This window comes from Acinetobacter sp. RG5 (genome assembly GCF_031844265.1).
Taxonomy (GTDB): domain Bacteria; phylum Pseudomonadota; class Gammaproteobacteria; order Pseudomonadales; family Moraxellaceae; genus Acinetobacter.
On sequence record NZ_JAUZUV010000011.1, the window covers coordinates 51,988 to 73,089 of the forward strand.

The window sequence follows — 21,102 nt, forward strand, 5'->3', positions numbered from 1 at the left end:
GACTATGACTTTAAAATATGGGTTTAATAAAGTTCTCATCGCCAACCGTGGTGCAATTGCTTGTCGTGTCATCCGTACCCTTAAAAAATTAGGCATCCAATCGGTTGCGGTGTATTCGGAAGCAGATCGTGATTCCTTGCATGTGACTTTAGCTGATGAAGCCGTCTTTATTGGTGATGCACCTGCAAGCCAAAGCTATCTGAATGTCGATAAAATCTTAGAAGTGGCCAAACATACCGGTGCGCAAGCGATTCATCCGGGCTATGGATTCCTGTCTGAAAATGCCGAATTCTGTAATCTCTGTGAAGCACAAGGCATTGTGTTCTTGGGCCCAAATGCCGAGCAAATGAAAGCATTTGGTCTGAAACACACTGCACGTGAATTGGCAATTCAAGCCAATGTACCGTTATTGCCAGGTAGCCAATTATTGGCTGATGAAGCTGAAGCCCTGCTTGAGGCTGAGCGTATTGGCTATCCTGTGATGCTGAAAAGTACCGCAGGTGGTGGTGGTATTGGCATGCGTTTGGTGTGGAATGCGGAGGAGCTGAAAGAAGCTTATGCAACCGTGTCTTATTTAGCGCAAGCCAACTTTAAAGATGCAGGCCTTTACTTAGAAAAATTCGTACAAAATGCTCGTCATATCGAAGTGCAAATCTTTGGTGATGGCAACGGTTTAGTTCTAGCACTGGGCGAGCGTGATTGTTCGGTGCAACGTCGTAACCAAAAAGTCATTGAGGAAACGCCTGCACCACACTTAAACGATGAACAACGTGCCTACATCCAAAATGTCGCGATTCAATTGATGCAATCGGTGAACTACCGTTCGGCAGGAACTGTTGAATTCGTGATGGATACCGACACACAAGAATTCTATTTTTTGGAGGTGAATACCCGTCTACAAGTGGAACATGGCGTCACTGAACAAGTGTTTGGTGTCGATCTAGTTGAATGGATGGTGACTTTAGGCAGTAGCGATTGGGTTGCACCTACATCAACACTTGAGTCTCAAGGTCATTCGATTCAAGTGCGTCTTTATGCTGAAGATCCAATCAAAAACTTTCAACCAAGTGCTGGACTTTTGACTCACGTTGAATTTGATGCCAATGCCCGTAATGAAACTTGGGTAGAAACCGGCTCCAATGTCTCGTCGTTCTATGACCCGATGATTGCCAAAATTATCGTCACAAGCGATTCTCGTGATTCTGCCATTCAAGCCATGACGGATACTTTGGCTAAAACTTCGGTTGCCGGCATTGAAACCAATCTTGAATATCTGCAAAACATTATTGAGGGTGAGATCTTTAAAGCAGGCACGCAAACCACACGCTTCTTAAATACCTTTGAGTGGAAAACCCAAAAGATTGAAGTCCTTCAAGCAGGCATTCAAACCGCCGTGCAAGATGTCACAGGCCGTTTGGGCTATTGGGATGTCGGCGTACCGCCATCAGGTGCGATTGATCCGCTGTCTTTAAATGTTGCGAACCAACTGTTAGGCAATGCACCAAATACCGCAGGGCTCGAATGTACCTTGCAAGGCCCAAGCTTAAAATTCCATTGTGATAGTCAAATTGTATTGGCAGGTGGTGATATGCCATCGACGTTGGATGGTGTGTCTGTCCCGATGTGGCAGACTGTGAATGTGCGCAAAGGTCAGGTACTCAAATGTGGCAAGATCGCCACAGGTTGCCGTACTTATATCGGCATTAAAGGTGGTCTGAATGTGCCTGAATATTTAGGCTCACAAGCGACTTTTACCTTAGGTCAGTTTGGTGGTCATGCAGGGCGTAATTTATTGATTGGCGATATGCTTCCAATCACGGCATTTACATCCGATGAAGTGAAAGCATTAAATGAAGATCAAATCCCAACATTCTCAAATACTTGGGAAATTGCGGTGATGTATGGTCCACATGGTGCACCTGATTTCTTTACCAAAAACGACATTGATACTTTCTTTGCCAACACCTTTGAGATTCACTTTAACTCAAGCCGTACCGGTATTCGTTTGATTGGACCAAAACCTGAATGGGCACGTGAAGACGGCGGTGAGGCCGGTCTGCATCCATCCAATATTCATGACAATGCCTATGCCATTGGCGCGATCGACTTTACTGGCGATATGCCGATTATTCTCGGGCCAGATGGTCCAAGTTTGGGCGGTTTCGTGTGCCCTGCGGTGGTGATCAATTCTGAATTATGGAAATTGGGTCAGCTCAAAGCCGGTGATAAAGTTAAATTTGTGCCTGTGAGCTACCATCAAGCCAAATTGCTGAATGAAAAATATCATGCGCAATTAACTGCTCAAGATACACAAGCAGTCACCTTTGATGAATCGTTCTATCCTGAAATCAGCACACTGAAATCTGCCATTTTAGATACCCTAAAAGGTCAAAATGGCACGCCTGATGTGGTGTATCGTCCTGCCGGTAACAACTATATGTTGGTGGAATATGGCGAGTTAGTTTTAGATTTAAACCTGCGTTTCCGTATTCATGCGCTGATGCAATGGGTCAAAGATCAAAACATTCAAGGCATTATTGACCTGACACCGGGTATTCGTTCATTGCAAATTCATTTTGATTCATTAAAACTCGATCAACTGGATTTATTGCGCCTGTTGCAGGTCGCAGAAGCAGAATTACCTGATGTAACCGAAATGGAAGTGCCATCGCGTACCGTGTATTTACCGCTGGCTTGGGAAGATTCACAAACTCAATTGGCAACTGAGCGTTATGTACAAACGGTACGAAGTGACGCGCCGTGGTGTCCGGACAATATCGAATTTATCCGCCGTATTAATGGCTTGAAAGATAAACAAGCGGTGAAAGATGTGGTCTATAACGCCAGTTATTTGGTGATGGGCTTGGGCGATGTGTATTTGGGTGCACCTGTAGCAACTCCGCTTGATCCACGTCAACGTTTGGTGACTACTAAATATAATCCTGCGCGTACATGGACACCTGAAAATGCCGTGGGTATTGGCGGTGCCTATATGTGTGTCTATGGCATGGAAGGTCCGGGTGGCTATCAGTTTGTCGGTCGTACGTCGCAAATGTGGTCACGCTACCGTAAAAACCCCGACTTTGAACAAGGTATGCCGTGGTTATTGCGCTTCTTTGACCAGATTAAGTTTTATGAAGTGTCTGAGTCCGAGTTGATGCACATGCGTGAAGACTTTAAAGCAGGTCGTTTAAAACTGCGGATTGAAGAAGGTGTATTGAATCTGAAAGAATACAATGACTTCTTAATCGAAAATCAAGAATCTATTTGTGCCTTTAAAGCGGTGCAACAAGCTAACTTTGATGCAGAGCGCCGTCGTTGGCATGAAGCAGGACTTGCAGAATATGTCTCTGAAAGCCTAGATACGGTGGATGATGGTGAAGGCGTTGAAGTGCCTGAAGGTGGTTGTGCAGTGGAATCGCACATGCCGGGTTCAATTTGGAAAATTGAATGTCAGTCGGGCGATATTGTGGAAGAAGGTGCAACGCTTGCGGTGATTGAAGCAATGAAGATCGAGATTCCAATTATTGCGCCTGAGCGTATGCGAGTCGATGCGATTACCATTGAGAAAGGGCAAACGGTGAAAACGGGGCAGGTATTGTTTACCTTGGCGCCAGTGGCTTAATTAAGTGGAAATAAAAAAGACCGTCCGTTAGGGCGGTTTTTTATTATACTAATGAAAAATATATGAATTATTCAAATCCAGACTATGAATGAAACCAATAGTGCTCTAGCAAATATTACTGATGCAGGATTATTCGAAAGATTAGCATCTGATGTGCTTAGATTTGCTGAACCTGAGATTTATAAGAGTATTTCTCATCAGGGTATGAATCCGCAAGGTAAAACAATTAAAGCACCATTGGATAATGTAGGTTGGTGTTATGTCAACGGCGAAGCAAAGGTTGTTGCAGTAGCACATACAACAACATCACGTAATGATTTAGAAACCAAATGGTTGAGAGATTTAGACACAGTTACACCGAGAAAAAAAGGTAGTAAACCCACAGGAAGTGATGGTGACTTAGTAAAAGCAATTAAAGAGTTAGTTAAAATTAGGCAAGGAAATCCTGATTTAAAAGCAAGGTTAGCCTTGATGTGTAATAGTGATGAGCCTCAAGAAATACGTATAAAAGCACATCAGCTTGCTTCACAACATGATATTGAATTAGAAATATGGTCAAACTCTAGAATTTCTTCATTTTTAGATATTGATCCGAATGGTCAAACAATTCGTCATAAATATTTTGGTGTTTTGCCTACTGTTCTATCTCATGAAGAACTCTTAAGAATAGGCACTTTAAGTACTGTACATCTTAATTTTAAACAAGACTTATTCGTTGAACGTGATGACATAAAATTTCAAAATTTGAATTTAGTAATTGGAACCTCTGGTTCAGGTAAAACTACTATTTGTACGAACTTTATTCTAAAAAAGTTAGATAAAGGGCATCCGATTTTAGTATTGAGGGAAGAAAACATACAAAATTCTTTAAACTTAGATGAAGCTATTGAAAAAGAGCTACAGAGATATTCAGGTCGCTTAATTAAAGGATGTGGTAGAAAGGCTTTAGATTTATGTTCTGTGGAAAACCCTTTAATCATTTTAATTGAGGATATTAACAATATAAATAATACCGAACAACTAATTGAAAAAATTAGCTCATGGGCAAGCAATGAAAAAAGAATAAATATCTTGTGTCCTGTTTGGTATCAAAAACTAAGCATACTTTCACTCAAGCTCAAAGAAGAACTATCTAAAAACGGATTTTCATATATTTATTTAGATAATTACACAGATGAGCAAGCATTAGAGGCATTACAAAAAAGATGTAAATCAGAAAACCTAAATATTGATGAGTTGACATTAAAAAGTATTGCAAGGAACGTTGGCAATGATCCCTTGCTTTTGGCTTTAGTTGATTTTAAGGAAACTAAAAAAAATGATAAAATTATTGAAAAATTTATTTCAACAACACTAGAAAATATTGCATATGCAAAAGAAAAATTTTGTAATGATCTTGAAATAACTCTTTCAAAAAGTATTTCATATTTGGTTTTAAATAAGATTGATAAAATCAATATAAGTCAATTATCTGGATTTTTAGATCGCGAGGAAAGGTCAGATCTACGGAATATACTCGATGATGGACAAATTATAAGACTTGATGAACAAAATATTATTATCTTTCGTCATGACAAGATTAAATTTCTGCTCATGGCTCAAGCTATACAGGATTTTTTAGAAAAAGATGAATATTTAGAATTTTTGACTGATCCCTATTTCTCAGAAGCATTGGGACTATCCTGTTATTTATCCTTATTAAACATTGAAAGACTTGAATTACTTACTCAGCATAATTTTTTAATAGGAATATATGCTTACTATTATGCTATCAAAGACAATTCTGAATATATTGATACTTGCATAAAAGTCATTTCAAATTGGTTGAATAATCAAGAAAATCATAAGCTATCGAAGAGTACATTACGTTATAAATCACTTACGGTTCTAAATGAATTGGTACACACCTCAATTCTAGAATTGCTTAAACTTTATCCTAAAAAAGATCGCCATGATTTGTATTATGAATGTGGCTTTAAAAATGGAAATTTAAGTGATGGTATTCATTGGATAAGATTGTTTCCTTTTGAAATAAACTATCCGCAGATTCATTTAGTTATAAATTTCATAGTAAAAAAATATAAAAATGGCTTAAAAAATAAGTTATTTGAAATTCTTAAAGATCAAAATACTAAAGTTTCAACTCTTCATTCGCTATTTATAATCATAGGATACATTGGAGATGTAGAGTATTTAGATTCGGTAACGATTGCTATAGACAACATTAAAGATGAAGAAAAAGATTACCTTCTTGTATTTTGGGTGCTATCAAGAATCTGTGATGAAAAATCAGTATATTTACTAGATTCAGTTTTAAACTATTGGAATAACTTATCAGAAGAGCAAGATCAGTATCAGAGATCACCTAAAAATTCATTCACAATGTACTCTTTGGACTTTAAATTTAAAAATTATTTACCAACAGAGTCTACTATCCATTATTTACTAAATTGGGCTCAGACGAGTGGTTTAAAAAATTATATTTTGTATTTATTGAGATTAGTTGATCATCCTGATGTATTAGAAGCCCAAGTTAAAAAATTAGCAGATTGGGATAGAAGAGGATTTCATACATGGGGACAGATAGCTGACGATGTGAGTCGTGCTTTTAAAGAAGGTCAATTATTATCTAAGCCTTCAAAGGATAGACTTAAAGAAATATTTATAAATAATCAAAATGATTCTTGTGCTCGTAAACATGCTTTAGCTATATGGATTAGCAGTCCTAGTGAGGGGGATCTACCTACACTTCAAACCATTTTAAGTGAAGATGAAATATATGATAGCGTTTTAATGGCAAAAGCAAAATATAGGGATTTGAGCATAGTCGATCAGTTAATAGATAAAATTAAAAATAATGATTCCACATATTGGTGGCAAGCAACTCGCTATATGTGGCATGACAAATTTGAACAAATCTTTGAAGATCATATGTTGACCATCAATGATGATAATTATTGGATGCTATTTGAAATATTCGAAAAATTCTCTATAGAGAAAGCAGAAACTTTATTAAAAAAACATTGGGATAAGCTCAATCAATATAATATTTTTATTCAGCTAGCACTTTTAGTTGGTACTGATAAATTATGTTCGTTAGTGCATAACTCAATCCAAGAGAGAAATTTACAAGAAGTTTTTAAATACTTTAATCATCATTGGGGCTTTAAAACTGAAGGTCGTAAAGGAATCTATCGTGATCAACAAATTCTAGCAATAAAGCCATATATTCAATATTTTGATGATCTAGCTAAAATGAATTTGTACCAAATTTGTCTTAAAAATGGGTGGAAAAATTTTGCACAAGAAATTATAGAACCTCTAATTGCTGATGATAGCCAATATTCCTTAAAAATAAGTACTAAAAGGCTTAGTGAAGAACTTCAAGAAGGCAGAATTATTTGGTCAGATAGATGGCTTCATGATTGTGTTGATCAAGGATGGAGTATTGTTGAAGCATTTGAAGTCTTAATATCTTGGCTTGATACCAATTATTGTGATTTAGCGGTAGATATTGTTGTATCTAATCTTGAGTACACAGGTTTGAGACAACATTTTTTAAGATTGAATGACTTATGTGAAATAAAAGGTGTAAATCAACATATACAAGAAATATTAGAGAGAACCTATTGGGCAATTTATTTAAGAACAATTGAATGATTTAAAAGACCTAATAACAGGTCTTTTAAAAGATATTTAAATTGGTTATCATTTGACTATTGTTTACATGTCTAGGACATCGCCAAGATGAACAATATTATCCATTCACGCTTTGTCGCAAGCGTATCAGACCTAAAAAAGAACCCAATGGAAGTGGTCAATAACGGCTTTGGTGAAGCAGTTGCCATCCTTAATCGTAATAATCCAGCATTCTATTGCGTACCTGCGGATATGTATGAACGCCTGATGGATCTGATTGAAGACAAAGAACTATTGATACTAGCCGAAGAAGCGCAAACAGAAGACACTGTAAAGGTAAGCCTAGATGACCTACGAGCTCGAGTTCACAAAAACCGCGCTTAAAAAGTTTGATAAGCTGAATCCGCAAATCGCAGAACAGTTCATTCGTAAGCTCGAAACAATATTAGATAACCCCAAAATCCCGAAAAACAAACTCAGTGGCTCTGTTGATTTATATAAAGTGAAACTTAGATCGGCAGGCTACCGTTTGGTCTATCAAGTCATCGATTCAAAAATTGTAGTTTTGGTTTTAGATGTAGACCGCAGGGATACCATTTATAAAAAGATGTGAAAAAATTTTCTGGAAGTGCTTGCCATTGCTAAATCATCTTTCAGCCACACTTTGATGCACCCTCGAACCCCAATGGTGCAAAATGGCCTATTTTTTAGGCACACTTAAAAAAGTAAATCATTCTTGTTTTGCCTCTTTTTGCGTATGTAATTAATTTCACAAGCATTCTGCTTAAATCTATTCTATTTGTATATTGTGGCACGCTTAATGCATTTATTTATATACAATATAAATAGAGGAGAGCAATACACTTGATCACTCATAATCACAAACATCGGTTAACCATTCATGTATAAAAAGAATAGCAAGGACATGAGCAATCAAAATGGAATAAACCGGTGAAATACAAAACTTACTTTTGCTTTAGAACAAGCCCCATTTCAATGTTATGGGGCTTTTTTTCGCCCTTTTAAGCAAGTTTATTTACCTCATCCAAATAACTAAAAATTGGCACGCTTTCTGCATTTTCCTAAGTAATACGAAATTCTGGTTTTGTAATATCCACAGGAGATGCACATGAACAATCCGACATCAAATAAAAAAATGCATCCATGGCTTCACTTTCTGGTTGAGCTGCTCAGCGTACGTGCAGGCTTTCACATTAAACAGTCTTCCCAATATCAACCCAAGGATCAACATCGTGCCTAAACAAAAATTGGCACGGATCAGTATTACCGTGCCAGAAACAACGCTACATGCGATGGATCAAAAAATTGTCGAGCAGCACTATGAAAGCCGCTCGCAGGCCATTGTCGATATGATTAACCGCCACCTGATTGATGATCTGGTGATTCGCGATGAAGTCATGGTTGGCACGCTTACCTTGCTCTATGACGTCAGCTTGAAACCGCTGCGCAGTCAGCTGGTCGATCTGCAGCAGCAGTATCTGGCACAAGTGATCAATTCGCTTCATATCCAGCTGGATGATGAAAAAATTCTGCAAGTCATGCTGATGCAGGGCGCGAGCAGTGACCTGAAAGAAATAAGCGAACAATTTATTGCACTGAAAGGCGTGATTAAAGGGCATCTCGAACTGATGGATGCCGTCATGCCACCCATTCCACAAAATACCGAACACACTTAAGGAGAACAGCTGTGCACAACTTATGGACTGTACAGGACTGGCAACACGCCTACCAGAATAACAATATCCAGCTTAGTGACCTGATTGAGTATGTTGCCGGATTGAATAATGACGATCATGCCTGGATTTCAATTGCAACAGCAGCACAATTACAGGCACAAATTGATGCATTGACTGGTGCAGATAGTGCAAGCTTGCCACTTTATGGGGTGCCATTTGCAGTCAAGGACAATATTGATGTTGCAGGGTTCTATACCACAGCAGCATGTAAAGAGGTAGCTTATCTGGCAACTTCCGATGCAACCGCAGTAGCCAAATTAAAAGCTGCCGGCGCGATTGTCGTGGGTAAAACCAATCTGGATCAGTTTGCGACGGGTCTGGTCGGTGTGCGCTCCCCATACGGCGCGGTAAAGAACAGCTTTAATCCTGAATATATCAGTGGCGGCTCGAGTTCGGGTTCCAGTGTAGTCGTCGCAAACGGATTAGTGCCATTTTCACTGGGTACAGATACTGCAGGTTCAGGACGTGTACCGGCAGGGCATAATAACATTGTCGGACTCAAACCGACCAAAGGCTGGTTCTCGACTACCGGCCTGATTCCGGCTTGCCGCACCATCGATGTGATTTCGATTTTTGCATTAACGGTGGATAATGCCTGGCAGGTAGCGCAAGTCATGCAGGGCTATGATGCCAGCGATGAGTATTCCAGAACGCATCCTCAAAATGTTCCTAGCCAATTTTCAAAAGGGAAAATTGCCATTCCAGATACACTGGAATTTTATGGCGATACTGAAACTGAAAAAGCATTCCAGCTGGCGATCGCACGTGCACAAAGCTTGGGTTATACAGTTGAGCCGATTGATTTTGCTCCATTTCAACAACTGGCGACTGCACTTTACAACCGCTCTTGGGTGGCTGAACGTACCAGTGCCGTGGAAAAAATGGTGCAACGTGAGCAGACCCATCCGGTAATTGGCCAGATTATTGCGCAGGCAGACCGGTTCAATGCGGTCGATGTCATGCAGGATGAATATGAACGCGCTCGCCTGAGCCGTGTTATTCAAAATACACTGGCAGATTATGATGCCTTGATGGTGCCTACTGCACCCACCATTTATCGCATTGCAGAAGTAGAAGCCGATCCTCTGGTAAAAAACAGCCACATGGGCGCTTATACCAATTTTGTCAATTTTGCCGATCTTTCGGCTTTGGCGCTACCAAATAGCATTCGTGCTGATGGTTTGCCAACGGGCGTGACCTTTATTGCGTCAGCCTGGATGGATGAAGCACTGGCCAAGTTCGGGCAAAAATGGCAGCAGGCGAGCCAGTTAAAGTTAGGCACATCTGAACGCCCATATGAAAAAACAACTGGAATCTCATCGGGTCACAGCGTCAAACTAGCTGTCGTCGGTGCACATCTGACCGGAATGCCGCTGAATTTTCAGCTGACCACACGTGGTGGCACCCTGATCAAGCAGACCCGGACTGCTTCGCATTACAAATTGTATGCTTTAAAAAATACCACACCGCCAAAACCTGGTCTGCAATACAATGCGAAAGGTTGTTCAATTGAAGTCGAAGTCTGGGACATTCCGCGTGCACTGTTCGGGGACAGTGTTGCAGAAGTTCCGGCACCTTTGGGGATAGGTAATGTTCAGCTGATCGATGGTACTTGGGTCAAAGGCTTTATCTGTGAAGGTTATGCACTTGAGGATGCAACAGATATCAGTCATTTCGGTGGCTGGCGCGAATTTATGAAATCTAAACAACTTTCAAATACCAAATTTAAATGTGAATGCATAGGGGAAGTCGCAAAATGATCAAAAAAGCACTGATGTCCGTTTCCGTACTGTCTGCAATCCTTTTTAGTGGCTGTGACAATACCGCTAAAGTACCTGAACCAAATGCCAAGGCAGAAAAAAGTGTGGCTACTCAGCCCATCCGGATTGGTTATAGTGACTGGCCGGGATTTGTGGCCTGGCAGGTGGCGATTGAAAAAGGCTGGCTGGAAGATGCCGGAGTTAATGCCGATTTTAAATGGTTTGACTATTCTGCTTCACTCGCTGCATTCGCAGCGAATCAGTTGGACGCTGTACTGGTCACCAATGGTGATAATCTGGTCACTGGCTCTGGCGGGACCAAAGGTGTGATGATCATGGCGACCGATTATTCAGCTGGAAATGACGTGATTATTGCCAAGAATGGCATTAACTCAATTCAGGATCTGCGCGGTAAAACGGTTGCAACTGAAAAAGGTCTGGTCGATCACTTATTGCTGTCCACTGCACTGGATGATGCCAAGGTTAAACTGAATGAGGTCAAACTGGTCAATACCATGACCAATGAATTGCCACAGGTTTTTGCCACTCCCGATATTGATGCGATTGCAGTATGGCAGCCGGTGGCAAATCAGGCTTTATCTGCGGTGGCCGGTTCCAAGATTATTTTCACCTCTAAAGACAAGCCTGGATTGATCTACGATACCTTGACCGTGAATCCAGCCCATCTGGAAGCCAATAAAGAGCAATGGAAAAAGGTGATTCAGGTTTGGGATAAAACTGTCAAATACATCAATGACCCGGCGACTCGTGAAGATGCTGCACAGATCATGTCCAAACGGGTTGGTGTCGATGCGAAAACCTATATGCAGTTCATTGATGGTACGCATTTACTTGATCTGGCCGCCAACAAGAAAGTCTTTACCAAAGGTGATGGTTTCGACTCGATCTATGGTTCCAGCTATCATGTGAACAAGTTCAATGTGGCCAACGGCATTTATACGACTGAAATGAACGTAGATGGCGTGATTGTTCCAACGCTGGTGCAAGAGCTGCAATAAAACCTGATCTCTTACATAAGAAATCCCCGGTCTGGGGATTTCTTATTGTTAAATGAGTAGATATTTTTTATAAATCAAAAAATGATTGAAGGGATATTGAAAAGCTCCTTCTCCTTCTGGGATGAGAGGCATAGCTTCGCATGAGGATGAGGGTATTTATTAGAAAGAACCCCTCCCTGAGGAGCATGCTCCGCAAGTCTCCTACAAGGAGAGGCAATTTACTTCTTAATAATTAAAAATGACTGATGAAAGAACGCTAATATCAAAAAATTAAAGCTGCGTACTTTTGGAAAAGACATTGATAAAAATAATGCCAATGATCATAAACGCCAGCCCGATCAGCGCGGGAAGATCCAGTTGCTGTTTAAACACCAAGAGACCAACCGTTGATATCAAGATAATGCCAGCACCAGACCAGATTGCATAGGCAATGCCCATCGGAATGGTTTTCATGGTCAGTGATAGGAAAAACAGGGCAACGGCATAACCGGCAATGGTGGCAAGTGAAGGCCCGAGCACGCTAAAACCATTGGAAGCTTTCAATGCAGAAGTGGCAATGACTTCTGCAATAATGGCAATCGACAGATATAAAAAAGACATATTTCTCCCTATAACACCCGTTCTGCATGTTGCATCAGGTGATCCTGTTCTGACTTCAGCCAGATTTCAGCTTGTGTAGTCGTGGGGGTTGTATATTGAAATTGGTAATCTGGCTGGTATATATCCAGCTCAAAAATCAGGTCAATGTCGCGACCATCTAAAATGACATGCTGAACCAGACGGGTTTCATCGAGAACTTCAAAATTTTCCAGATTAAAGGCTTTACCTGTTTCGTTGCTGCGAGTGCTGTAAGTTTTAGCTTGACCATCAGTCCCGATAGAAACTTCAAAACTTTCCACCAAGGCAAACACGGTCGGATCGACAGCTTTCAAATCCATTTGAGCTACTGCACTTTGCACTTCAGGCAAACGCGTCAGGGCATAGGCAATATGATCAGCACAAATGATCAGGCCACCATCCATTTCCAGTGTCTGACCAGATTGAACATCAAGCGCAGACTGAAGCCGCAGCCCTAAAAATAAACCGTGCTGTACCTGCTGGCGCCAGTCTTCGACATACACATTACTTGGAGAAAATTCCAGAATGCAGTTGCCAATCGCATGCAACCTGGCTGGTTCCGGCCATTGCACATGATTCTGGTAATTGGCGTAGTCTTTCACGTCCCAGGACAAGAGTTGGCTAGCGTTATCCCAAAACGTATTGCCAATCCAGCCTTGGCGTTCCTGAACAGCAGTTCCCGTCTGGCTTTTTAGACGAAGATCAATGGTAAAACTGTGCGACTGAAACCAGTACACAATGGTATTTTCATCGGTTAGGCCATTATAAAAACTGATGCTTTTACGCCGAAATGCCCCATATAAAAAGCCCGGAATAATCTCTGGCTGAGGGGTAGTGGGCTTTAAAGTTTTAATTACTTCAAACAGATTCATGATGCTGTCTCCGCCTGTTCTTCAAGTCCAAAAGAGGAAAGTGGTACAGCATTTTTTAAGACCAGTTCACCGCTAGCAACGCGATGTTTTAAATATTGAAAGGTCTGGGCGGTCTGATTAAATAGATGCTCGCCCCCGATCAGGGCAGAATATTTGGAATTTTCAGTGTGAATAACCGGTTCAATCACGGTGTCATAATTGCAGGCGCAAAACAGCGGGAATGAATAACGTTCTTCCGAGACCTTTTTCACGCGGTGCTTGGTGGCGAGATATTTACCATTTGACAGAATTTCCATCATGTCCCCGATATTCATCACCAGTGTATTTTCAATCAGGGGAATGTCGATCCATTCACCGGCTTTATTCAAAACCTGTAAGCCGGGTGCGGTGGGTAACAGTAGGGTAAAGCATTCATAGTCGGTATGCGCGCCTATGCCTTCGGCATCTCTCACTTCCGGATTATAGGGATAATGAATCAAGCGTAGCTGACTTGGTGCATCAGTAATTTTGCTTTCAAAAAAGTCCTCACGAACGCCCAATGCCAGTGCAAAGGCAGAAAAAATCTGCCGGCTGATCTCACGCAGATGGCTGTAGTATTGGCTGACGATAGATTTAAAATCCGGATCTTCCGGCCATAAGGTTGGGCCGAGTAATGGACAGTCTGTTTCCGGTCCCTGATAGTCATAATTGACATCATAGGCTTCTTTTAAATCATAACTGTTGCCGGCAAACTGTTCTTCGCCAATCGGCACATAGCCACTATGGTTTTTTGATTTTCCAATATAGTGCTGCATTTTGGTGTCCAGATCCTGAGAAAAATAGGACTGGGCCATTTCAATCAGGGCTTTGGCATAATCAAAATTAAACTGGCTACCTTGCAGATAAAGAAATCCGACTTCTTTACAGGCATGATCCAGAGCATGAGCAACCTCAATACGATCGGCTAAATCCGGACTTTGTAATTTTGAAATATCAACCAGTGGGAGTACATATTGCGCTTGCATGATAATCACCTCTAATGTTGGTCGTCCAACACAGCGATTAAAACCTTCGGGTCGTCCCAAAGGCATTTTGGATAAGATTATTTATTGCTGCTGACCTTGGTCATACGCGGAATGACCGGCAGTTCTGCCAGTGCCGGATCCAGTTCATCTTCTTCAGCATGCACCAGATAATCGACACGTTGTCTTAACTGTTTAAATTCAGGTGTGAGCATCACATCAGGATGACGTGGGCGAGGTAAATCGACTTCAATAATTTCCTTGATTTCACCCGGATTGGCTTTCAGTGCCACAATACGGTCGGCCAGTAAAATGGCTTCATCCATATCGTGAGTCACAAAAATGATGGTGATGTCGATATTTTGCCAAAGATCCATCAGATGACGCTGCATTTTTTGCCGGGTATGCGGATCGAGTGCTCCAAAGGGTTCATCCATCAACAGGATCTTCGGTTCATTGACCAAAGCCCGGGCAATCGCGACACGCTGTTTCATCCCGCCAGACAGCTCATGCGGATACTGGTTTTCATACTTTTCCAGACCAATGATATTGATCCATTCACGTGCCTGCGCTTCGGCCGCTGCACTACTTTGGCCTTTCATGCGCGGGCCAAACATGACATTTTCCTTGACGGTTTTCCATGGAAACAGGGTATAGCCCTGAAACACCATGCCACGCTCCGGACTTGGGCCGGTAATTGGCTGGCCATCCACCAGAATCTCACCACTGCTATAAGGATCCAGACCGGCCACTACACGGCTAAAGGTTGACTTGCCGCAACCGGAAGGCCCAATCACACAGATGAACTCACGCTTATGAATTTTCAAATCTAGAGCATTTAAAACCGTACGTTCAGTTTTGCCATGACTGAATTTTTGTGTCAGCTGTTTGGCTTCCAGAATCACCGGACGGCTATAAATCTTGTCAAAGTATTCGCGGGTATTAAATTCAGTGTTTTGCATCAGTTAGCTCCCGGTTTCCATTTAAATAAGCGTTGTCCCAGTTTCATTAAGATCACATCACACAGCAGACCAATCACCCCGATAATCAGGATGGCGGCAAAGACATTATCGAAATTCTGATAACGGGCTTGCTGGGTAATAAACCAGGTGATCCCGGAAGTACTGCCAATCAGTTCTGCTACGATCAAGTAGGTCCATGCCCAGCCAAGCAGCACCCGCAGATTGCGGTAAATTTCAGGCAGAGCTGCCGGAATCACCACATGCAACAGGCTTTTCAGTTTATTGGTGCCCAGGGTAAAACCTGCTTCAATCAGGCTGCGATCGACCAGACGTGTGGTATTGGCAATAATCAGGATTTGCTGGAATAAAGTTCCAATCACAATGATGGCAATTTTGGGTGCATCATTAATGCCAAGAATGGCGACAGCCAGTGCACCAAAGGCCGGAGCAGGTAAATAGCGGAAGAATTCGACAAAGGGTTCGATTAGCTGGGAAATTTTATTTGAAAACCCGCATAAAATACCGAGTGGAATACCAACCAAGGAAGAAATAAAGAACGCAGTAAATACCAGTTTGATACTGTGCCACAGGCTTTCATGAAACCAGGGTGCATTGGCCTGAGCCGGCTCCGTGGTAAAAGCTGTGATCAGTGCAATCGCAACTTCATGTGGTGCAGGCAGATAAATCGGGTTGACCAGAATACCCTGCGGCGGAGCCAGACCTTGATCTACTGCAGATTGCGCAGCAGAAAAAAACTGGTCTTTATCAATACGACTCTCGACCTGTAAATAGGCAACACTACCGGAATCCGTAATCTGAACTTGTGGATGCCAGATAAATGGCAAATAACTGACTGCACACCAGATCAGAATTGGTATTAAAAACGACCCCAAGCCAAACAGTAATTTATTTCTTTGACTGAGTTCACGCGCAACGTAACTCATAGTGTTGCCCCTCAATATTACAATTTTTATAAAACGTAATACTGATTAAGCAAAATAGATGCCATTTCATCCAAAATCATGAAATGACTCTTAAAAGGATTTATTTTTATAGAAAAAATTAGCAGACAACTTTTAATCATATTCAAGAAGTTAGATCAGAATGCAGAGATTTTTAATCATTTTCTGGAAAATAGACTCAATAAAAAAGACCTGAAAAATCAGGCCTCTTTTTTCAGTAACATCATTTAGCCAATAATATCTGCATGCTGGTTTTGCAAGCTATAGATGCACTGCTGCGCAATCTGTTTTTTCTCGGCTGCGGTCATTTCAATATTTTCCCATTTCTGCATCTGCTGCAAGAGCCAGATAAAATCATCAACTTTCGGTTGGGCACTTTCCCCAACAAAATTCCGGATGATATTCTTGATCTTGTAAAAGTCATAGACATGCCGCTGGGCGGAACATTCAAACTGAATAATCTGATAGTCTACCAGCATGTCCCATACTTCTGATAAATCACTGCGCTGCTTTAAATCATCCTGCGCTTTTTGTACTGCCTTGACCACTGCCTCTACAGTAAATGGATGCTGTTCTGCCCATTCCTGGGTCATGGCCAAGACTTTATCGGCAACTTTTGGAATGACATTCTGGCTTGCTGCGACGATAAAACTATAGCCTTCAAGTTTGGCCTGAATATTCCAGGGTTCTCCCACGCAAAAGCCATCGAATACCTGTTCCGCGATTCCTTTTACCATGGAAGGCGGTGGAGAGGTCATCAGCTGGATATTCTTGGCCAGTTGTGGATCAGTCAGCGCCAGCCATTCTTTTAAACAGTAATGGTGAATCGAATATTTATAAACATAGGCCAGATTGATGGAATGATTCTGTTGTAAAGCCTGTACCAGTTTCTTTGAGGTATTCTGTTCATCATCCCCAGGCTGGATGCCGAGTTCATAGCACAAATCCTGGCGCAGGCTAATAAAAGCCTGATTCACGCTCAGTACTAGAGGGGTTTGCAAAGCCACCTGTAACTGGTCTGTACCCAGGGCAGCAGCGGGCAGCATGGCAGACAAGCAATGTGCAGCATCCAGAAAGCCATAGGCCAGACGGTCACGCAAACTAGACCAGGAGGCTTCATGGATTAAATTGATGGTTAATCCTTGCTCAGCAAAATACCCCTGTTTTTCGGCCCAGAGAATGGCAACACAATCAAGTAAAGGAATATAGCCAATATTGAGTTCAGTTTTTTCTAATGTGGACATATGCTTTTCCTTATTGGCCCAATAACAGCTTCTGTGCATCCAGTAAGCGTCTGGCCATTTCACCAATGGTAATCCGGTGACTCATGGCATTTTTACGCAATAAAGCAAAAGCTTGCTCTTCCGTTAATGCATGCAGCTGGATGAGCAACGCTTTGGCTTTATCGATATCTTTACGGTCAATCAGTTTGTCCTGGGTTTCTTTTAAATCATTCAGCAGCTTTTTATGCTTGCGAAACTGTTCAATTGAAATTTCCAGAATGCTTTCTAGTTTGGTGGGATCAATACCATCGACAATATAAGCCGTGATTCCGGCATCAATCGCACTTTTGATGGTGTCTTTATTAGAGTTTTGGGTAAACAGCACGGTGGGAAGTTCATATTGACTGACACAGCTTTCAATAATATCCCGATGCGGATGATCCATATTCAGCAGGATCACATCTGCATGAATACCTTTGACATGCACCATATTCAGGTCATTCAGGATTAAACAGGCCACCACCTGAAAATCATGTGAAAGTAAGGATTCCTGGATGAATTGGGCGCGCTCCAGATCATCATCAATAAGAGCAATTCGTAATTTGGACATGGAATATTTTCAAGTAAGGCCTAAGGAATATTCAAGCAGGAGTAAAGCAAAAAACATGCCATTAAATTGGTGCATAAAATTCTATTTTTCTGTTCAATTTAGTGCATAGCTTTAGGGATTTCAGCTGATGGCTGATCAAAATGAAGCGTTTAGGTAGATCATCTGCCTGAAATAAGGCGTTTTCTTATTGGAAAAGTTGGCACGATTTCTGCATTTATTAAATCGTCAAAGATGACTTTCAATACTAACAACGGCCAACGATGTCCGTTCTGATCGTAATTGCACTTTCAAGGAGTGTGATTGGTATTTCGTTCAGCACAGGATAAATGACATGGTCAGTTGTTCAGCAATACAAAACGCACAAGCGTTTCAACCCTTCCTCCAGCATTACAAAGCGCTGGGTTGCGGTATTTACAACATATTCAATCAGCAGACATATCAATGCCTAGACGTGATATGCGGCTTTTTATCATCTTTAAAAAAACAATAGTTGGAGTGCAGATATGAAAATTCTCATGATTGGGCATGGCATGGTGGGGCATAAATTCATCGAATCTGTACTGGAACAGGCCGGTGATGACATTGAGCTGACCATTTTGGCAGAAGAGCCACATTTAGCTTATGACCGGGTACATTTGACCGAATATTTCAGCGGCAAGTCGGTCAAGGATCTGAGTCTGTGTCGTAGTGATTTTGCCGATGCTTATGGCATTGATTTGCGACTTAATACTAAAGCGGTTGAAATTGATCAGCTCCATAAAACCGTCACCACCAGCCAGGGTGATGTGCTGAGTTTTGACAAGTTGATTCTCGCTACCGGTTCTTATGCCTTTGTGCCACCAATCCCGGGCAATGACCGTCAGAATTGCTTTGTTTATCGTACCATTGAAGATCTGGATGCCATTCGTGCAGCCAGTCTGAATGCCAAAACTGGCGTAGTGATTGGCGGCGGCTTGCTAGGGCTGGAAGCAGCGAAAGCCCTGCGAGATCTGAATCTGGAAACCCATGTCGTAGAATTTGCTCCGCGTCTGATGGCGGTGCAGATTGATGATCTGGGCGGCCGGGTACTGTGCTCTAAAATTGAAGACCTTGGTGTCAAGGTACATACTCAAAAGGCCACGTCAAGTATTGAAGATGGTGACAGCACTCAGCATGTAATGAAGTTCGGAGATGGTTCGGTGCTTGAAACCGATATCATCCTGTTCTCGGCCGGCATTCGTCCGCGTGATGAACTGGCGCGCCAAAGTGGTTTACTGATTGGTGAGCGTGGCGGCATCATCATTAATGATTATTGCCAGACCTCACATCCGGACATTTATGCCATTGGTGAATGTGCACTTTGGGACAATAAAATTTATGGTCTGGTTGCACCAGGCTATGACATGGCGCGGATCGCGGCAAAACATGTCCTAGGCCAAGAAAGTCATGCATTCGCTGGTGCGGACATGAGTACCAAGCTCAAACTGATGGGCGTGGATGTTGCTTCTATTGGTGATGCACATGCCATGTCCCCAGGTGCTTTGAGCTATTTTTATGCTGATGAAGCCGCGCAGGTTTATAAAAAAATCGTGGTGTCAGCAGATAAGACCAGGCTGCTGGGCGCGGTGCTGGTGGGCTGTGCCAAAGAATATAGTGATCTCCTGCAAATGATGCTAAATGGTCTGGCGGTACCGGAGCAACCGGAAAGCCTGATCATGCCGGGCTTTGATCAGTCAACCTCCAAATCAGGTGGCAGTGGCATCGATTTATTGCCTGACAGTGCGACCATCTGTTCATGTAATAACGTTTCCAAAGCTGATATCTGTTCAGCCATTGATGGCGGTGCAACTTCATTGGGTGCATTGAAAAAATGCACGCAGGCTGCAACAGCGTGCGGTGGCTGTGCGCCACTGGTAACGCAGGTTCTCAAATCTGAATTACAGCGTCAGGGTGTCACGGTGAACAATCACCTGTGTGAACACTTTGCCTATTCACGTCAGGAACTGTATCACCTGGTTCGTGTGCATGAGATCAAGACATTCTCTGACCTGATTCAGCAACATGGGCACGGCATGGGCTGTGATATCTGCAAACCGACTGTAGCCAATATTCTGGCATCCTGCTGGAATGATTTTGTTCTGAAACCAAGTCATGCCGGTTTGCAGGATAGCAACGACTACTACCTCGGCAATATCCAGAAAGATGGTTCCTATTCGATTGTGCCACGTGTGGCAGGCGGCGAGATTACCCCGGATGGTCTGATTACCATCGGTCAGATCGCCAAAGATTATGGTCTATATACCAAAATCACGGGCGGACAACGAATTGACATGTTTGGTGCGCAGGTACATCAACTGCCTGAAATCTGGGAAAAACTGATCAATGCCGGTTTCGAGTCCGGACATGCTTACGGCAAATCCTTACGTACGGTGAAATCTTGTGTGGGTAGTACCTGGTGCCGTTTTGGAGTCGATGATTCTGTCGGCTTGGCGATTTTCCTGGAAAATCGTTATAAAGGCCTGCGTTCACCCCATAAAACCAAAATGGCAGTATCCGGCTGTACCCGTGAATGTGCAGAAGCACAGAGCAAGGATGTCGGTGTCATTGCCACGGAAAAAGGCTGGAATCTATATGTATGCGGAAATGGCGGCATGAAACCGCGCCATGCTGAACTGCTCGCCTCGGATCTGGATACTCCCACACTCATCAAATATATCGACCGCTTCTTTATGTTCTATATCCAGACAGCAGACCGTCTGCAGCGCACCAGTGTGTGGCGTGACAATATGGAAGGCGGGCTGGACTATCTGAAAGATGTCATTGTGCATGATTCGCTCGGCATTGCCGCTGAACTGGAAAGCCGTATGCAGCATGTGATTGGCACTTATCAGGATGAATGGCGCACTGCGATTGAAGATCCTGAAGTGCGCAAACGCTTTAAGACTTTTATTAATGCCAAAGTAGCCGAGCAGAATGACCCGCATATTCAGTTTGCGCCTGTACGTGGCCAGATTCGTCCAAAGACAGAAGCTGAACGTGATTTAAACCGTATTCCAGTGGTTGAAGCCTAAATAC

Annotated in this window: 16 protein-coding genes; 9 read left to right on the forward strand and 7 right to left on the reverse strand. The window is 42.3% G+C overall.

Annotated features, from left to right (window positions below; all coding sequences use genetic code 11):
- Positions 1-4 precede the first annotated feature (4 nt).
- From uca to Q9R21_RS10605, 8 genes are all read left to right on the forward strand, one after another.
- Positions 5-3,625, forward strand: coding sequence for an urea carboxylase (gene uca, locus Q9R21_RS10570; RefSeq protein ID WP_311204439.1), 3,621 nt, complete (start codon positions 5-7; stop codon positions 3,623-3,625).
- A gap of 84 nt (positions 3,626-3,709) precedes the next feature.
- Positions 3,710-7,285 carry an ATP-binding protein gene (locus Q9R21_RS10575; protein ID WP_311204440.1) on the forward strand — a complete coding sequence of 1,192 codons (3,576 nt, stop codon included), beginning with the start codon at positions 3,710-3,712 and terminating at the stop codon, positions 7,283-7,285.
- 87 nt (positions 7,286-7,372) lie between these two features.
- Positions 7,373-7,648: a type II toxin-antitoxin system Phd/YefM family antitoxin gene (locus tag Q9R21_RS10580; RefSeq protein WP_253174492.1), complete on the forward strand. Its 276-nt coding sequence runs from the start codon at positions 7,373-7,375 to the stop codon at positions 7,646-7,648.
- On the forward strand, positions 7,611-7,877 hold the full coding sequence (locus Q9R21_RS10585) for a type II toxin-antitoxin system RelE/ParE family toxin (protein ID WP_243474320.1): 267 nt from the start codon (positions 7,611-7,613) through the stop codon (positions 7,875-7,877). Before Q9R21_RS10580 ends, Q9R21_RS10585 begins: the two co-directional genes overlap by 38 nt.
- Before the next feature lie 516 nt (positions 7,878-8,393).
- The gene (locus tag Q9R21_RS10590) at positions 8,394-8,525 is read left to right on the forward strand and encodes a hypothetical protein (protein WP_004647016.1); all 132 of its coding nucleotides are present in this window, start codon (positions 8,394-8,396) and stop codon (positions 8,523-8,525) included.
- Complete coding sequence (locus Q9R21_RS10595) at positions 8,518-8,961, forward strand: CopG family ribbon-helix-helix protein (RefSeq protein ID WP_004280384.1); 444 nt, start codon at positions 8,518-8,520, stop codon at positions 8,959-8,961. Before Q9R21_RS10590 ends, Q9R21_RS10595 begins: the two co-directional genes overlap by 8 nt.
- Before the next feature lie 11 nt (positions 8,962-8,972).
- Positions 8,973-10,781, forward strand: a complete 1,809-nt coding sequence (gene atzF, locus Q9R21_RS10600) for an allophanate hydrolase (protein WP_311204441.1) — start codon at positions 8,973-8,975, stop codon at positions 10,779-10,781.
- On the forward strand, positions 10,778-11,800 hold the full coding sequence (locus Q9R21_RS10605; protein WP_311204442.1) for an ABC transporter substrate-binding protein: 1,023 nt from the start codon (positions 10,778-10,780) through the stop codon (positions 11,798-11,800). The genes atzF and Q9R21_RS10605 overlap by 4 nt, the downstream gene beginning before the upstream one ends.
- 270 nt (positions 11,801-12,070) lie before the next feature.
- Here Q9R21_RS10605 and Q9R21_RS10610 read toward each other — a convergent pair whose 3' ends face one another.
- The 7 genes from Q9R21_RS10610 to Q9R21_RS10640 form a co-directional block, all read right to left on the reverse strand.
- Positions 12,071-12,400 carry an SMR family transporter gene (locus Q9R21_RS10610; RefSeq protein ID WP_311204443.1) on the reverse strand — a complete coding sequence of 110 codons (330 nt, stop codon included), beginning with the start codon at positions 12,398-12,400 and terminating at the stop codon, positions 12,071-12,073.
- An 8-nt stretch (positions 12,401-12,408) separates the two neighbouring features.
- Positions 12,409-13,290: a hypothetical protein gene (locus Q9R21_RS10615; RefSeq protein ID WP_311204444.1), complete on the reverse strand. Its 882-nt coding sequence runs from the start codon at positions 13,288-13,290 to the stop codon at positions 12,409-12,411.
- Positions 13,287-14,294: an isopenicillin N synthase family oxygenase gene (locus Q9R21_RS10620; RefSeq protein ID WP_311204445.1), complete on the reverse strand. Its 1,008-nt coding sequence runs from the start codon at positions 14,292-14,294 to the stop codon at positions 13,287-13,289. Before Q9R21_RS10620 ends, Q9R21_RS10615 begins: the two co-directional genes overlap by 4 nt.
- Before the next feature lie 77 nt (positions 14,295-14,371).
- The gene (locus tag Q9R21_RS10625; RefSeq protein ID WP_034683069.1) at positions 14,372-15,253 is read right to left on the reverse strand and encodes an ABC transporter ATP-binding protein; all 882 of its coding nucleotides are present in this window, start codon (positions 15,251-15,253) and stop codon (positions 14,372-14,374) included.
- Positions 15,253-16,197, reverse strand: a complete 945-nt coding sequence (locus tag Q9R21_RS10630; RefSeq protein ID WP_044110891.1) for an ABC transporter permease — start codon at positions 16,195-16,197, stop codon at positions 15,253-15,255. Before Q9R21_RS10630 ends, Q9R21_RS10625 begins: the two co-directional genes overlap by 1 nt.
- Before the next feature lie 245 nt (positions 16,198-16,442).
- Positions 16,443-17,459 (reverse strand): CmpA/NrtA family ABC transporter substrate-binding protein, encoded by a 1,017-nt coding sequence (locus tag Q9R21_RS10635; protein WP_311204446.1) that lies wholly within the window; start codon positions 17,457-17,459, stop codon positions 16,443-16,445.
- Between the two features lie 10 nt (positions 17,460-17,469).
- Entirely contained in the window at positions 17,470-18,048 is a 579-nt protein-coding gene (locus Q9R21_RS10640) for an ANTAR domain-containing response regulator (RefSeq protein ID WP_004280362.1), read from the reverse strand.
- A 503-nt stretch (positions 18,049-18,551) separates the two neighbouring features.
- On the opposite strand from Q9R21_RS10640, the gene nirB reads away from it, so the two are divergent.
- On the forward strand, positions 18,552-21,098 hold the full coding sequence (gene nirB, locus Q9R21_RS10645) for a nitrite reductase large subunit NirB (RefSeq protein ID WP_311204447.1): 2,547 nt from the start codon (positions 18,552-18,554) through the stop codon (positions 21,096-21,098).
- Positions 21,099-21,102 lie beyond the last annotated feature (4 nt).

What these genes read in the sequence shown, in the direction of transcription:
- uca (WP_311204439.1), top strand. Translation starts at nt 5, where the DNA reads ATGACTTTAAAATATGGGTTTAATAAAGTTCTCATCGCCAACCGTGGT.
- Q9R21_RS10575 (WP_311204440.1), top strand. Translation starts at nt 3,710, where the DNA reads ATGAATGAAACCAATAGTGCTCTAGCAAATATTACTGATGCAGGATTA.
- Q9R21_RS10580 (WP_253174492.1), top strand. Translation starts at nt 7,373, where the DNA reads ATGAACAATATTATCCATTCACGCTTTGTCGCAAGCGTATCAGACCTA.
- Q9R21_RS10585 (WP_243474320.1), top strand. Translation starts at nt 7,611, where the DNA reads ATGACCTACGAGCTCGAGTTCACAAAAACCGCGCTTAAAAAGTTTGAT.
- Q9R21_RS10590 (WP_004647016.1), top strand. Translation starts at nt 8,394, where the DNA reads ATGAACAATCCGACATCAAATAAAAAAATGCATCCATGGCTTCACTTT.
- Q9R21_RS10605 (WP_311204442.1), top strand. Translation starts at nt 10,778, where the DNA reads ATGATCAAAAAAGCACTGATGTCCGTTTCCGTACTGTCTGCAATCCTT.
- Q9R21_RS10610 (WP_311204443.1), bottom strand. Translation starts at nt 12,400, where the DNA reads ATGTCTTTTTTATATCTGTCGATTGCCATTATTGCAGAAGTCATTGCC.
- Q9R21_RS10615 (WP_311204444.1), bottom strand. Translation starts at nt 13,290, where the DNA reads ATGAATCTGTTTGAAGTAATTAAAACTTTAAAGCCCACTACCCCTCAG.
- Q9R21_RS10620 (WP_311204445.1), bottom strand. Translation starts at nt 14,294, where the DNA reads ATGCAAGCGCAATATGTACTCCCACTGGTTGATATTTCAAAATTACAA.
- Q9R21_RS10625 (WP_034683069.1), bottom strand. Translation starts at nt 15,253, where the DNA reads ATGCAAAACACTGAATTTAATACCCGCGAATACTTTGACAAGATTTAT.
- Q9R21_RS10630 (WP_044110891.1), bottom strand. Translation starts at nt 16,197, where the DNA reads ATGAGTTACGTTGCGCGTGAACTCAGTCAAAGAAATAAATTACTGTTT.
- Q9R21_RS10635 (WP_311204446.1), bottom strand. Translation starts at nt 17,459, where the DNA reads ATGTCCACATTAGAAAAAACTGAACTCAATATTGGCTATATTCCTTTA.
- Q9R21_RS10640 (WP_004280362.1), bottom strand. Translation starts at nt 18,048, where the DNA reads ATGTCCAAATTACGAATTGCTCTTATTGATGATGATCTGGAGCGCGCC.
- nirB (WP_311204447.1), top strand. Translation starts at nt 18,552, where the DNA reads ATGAAAATTCTCATGATTGGGCATGGCATGGTGGGGCATAAATTCATC.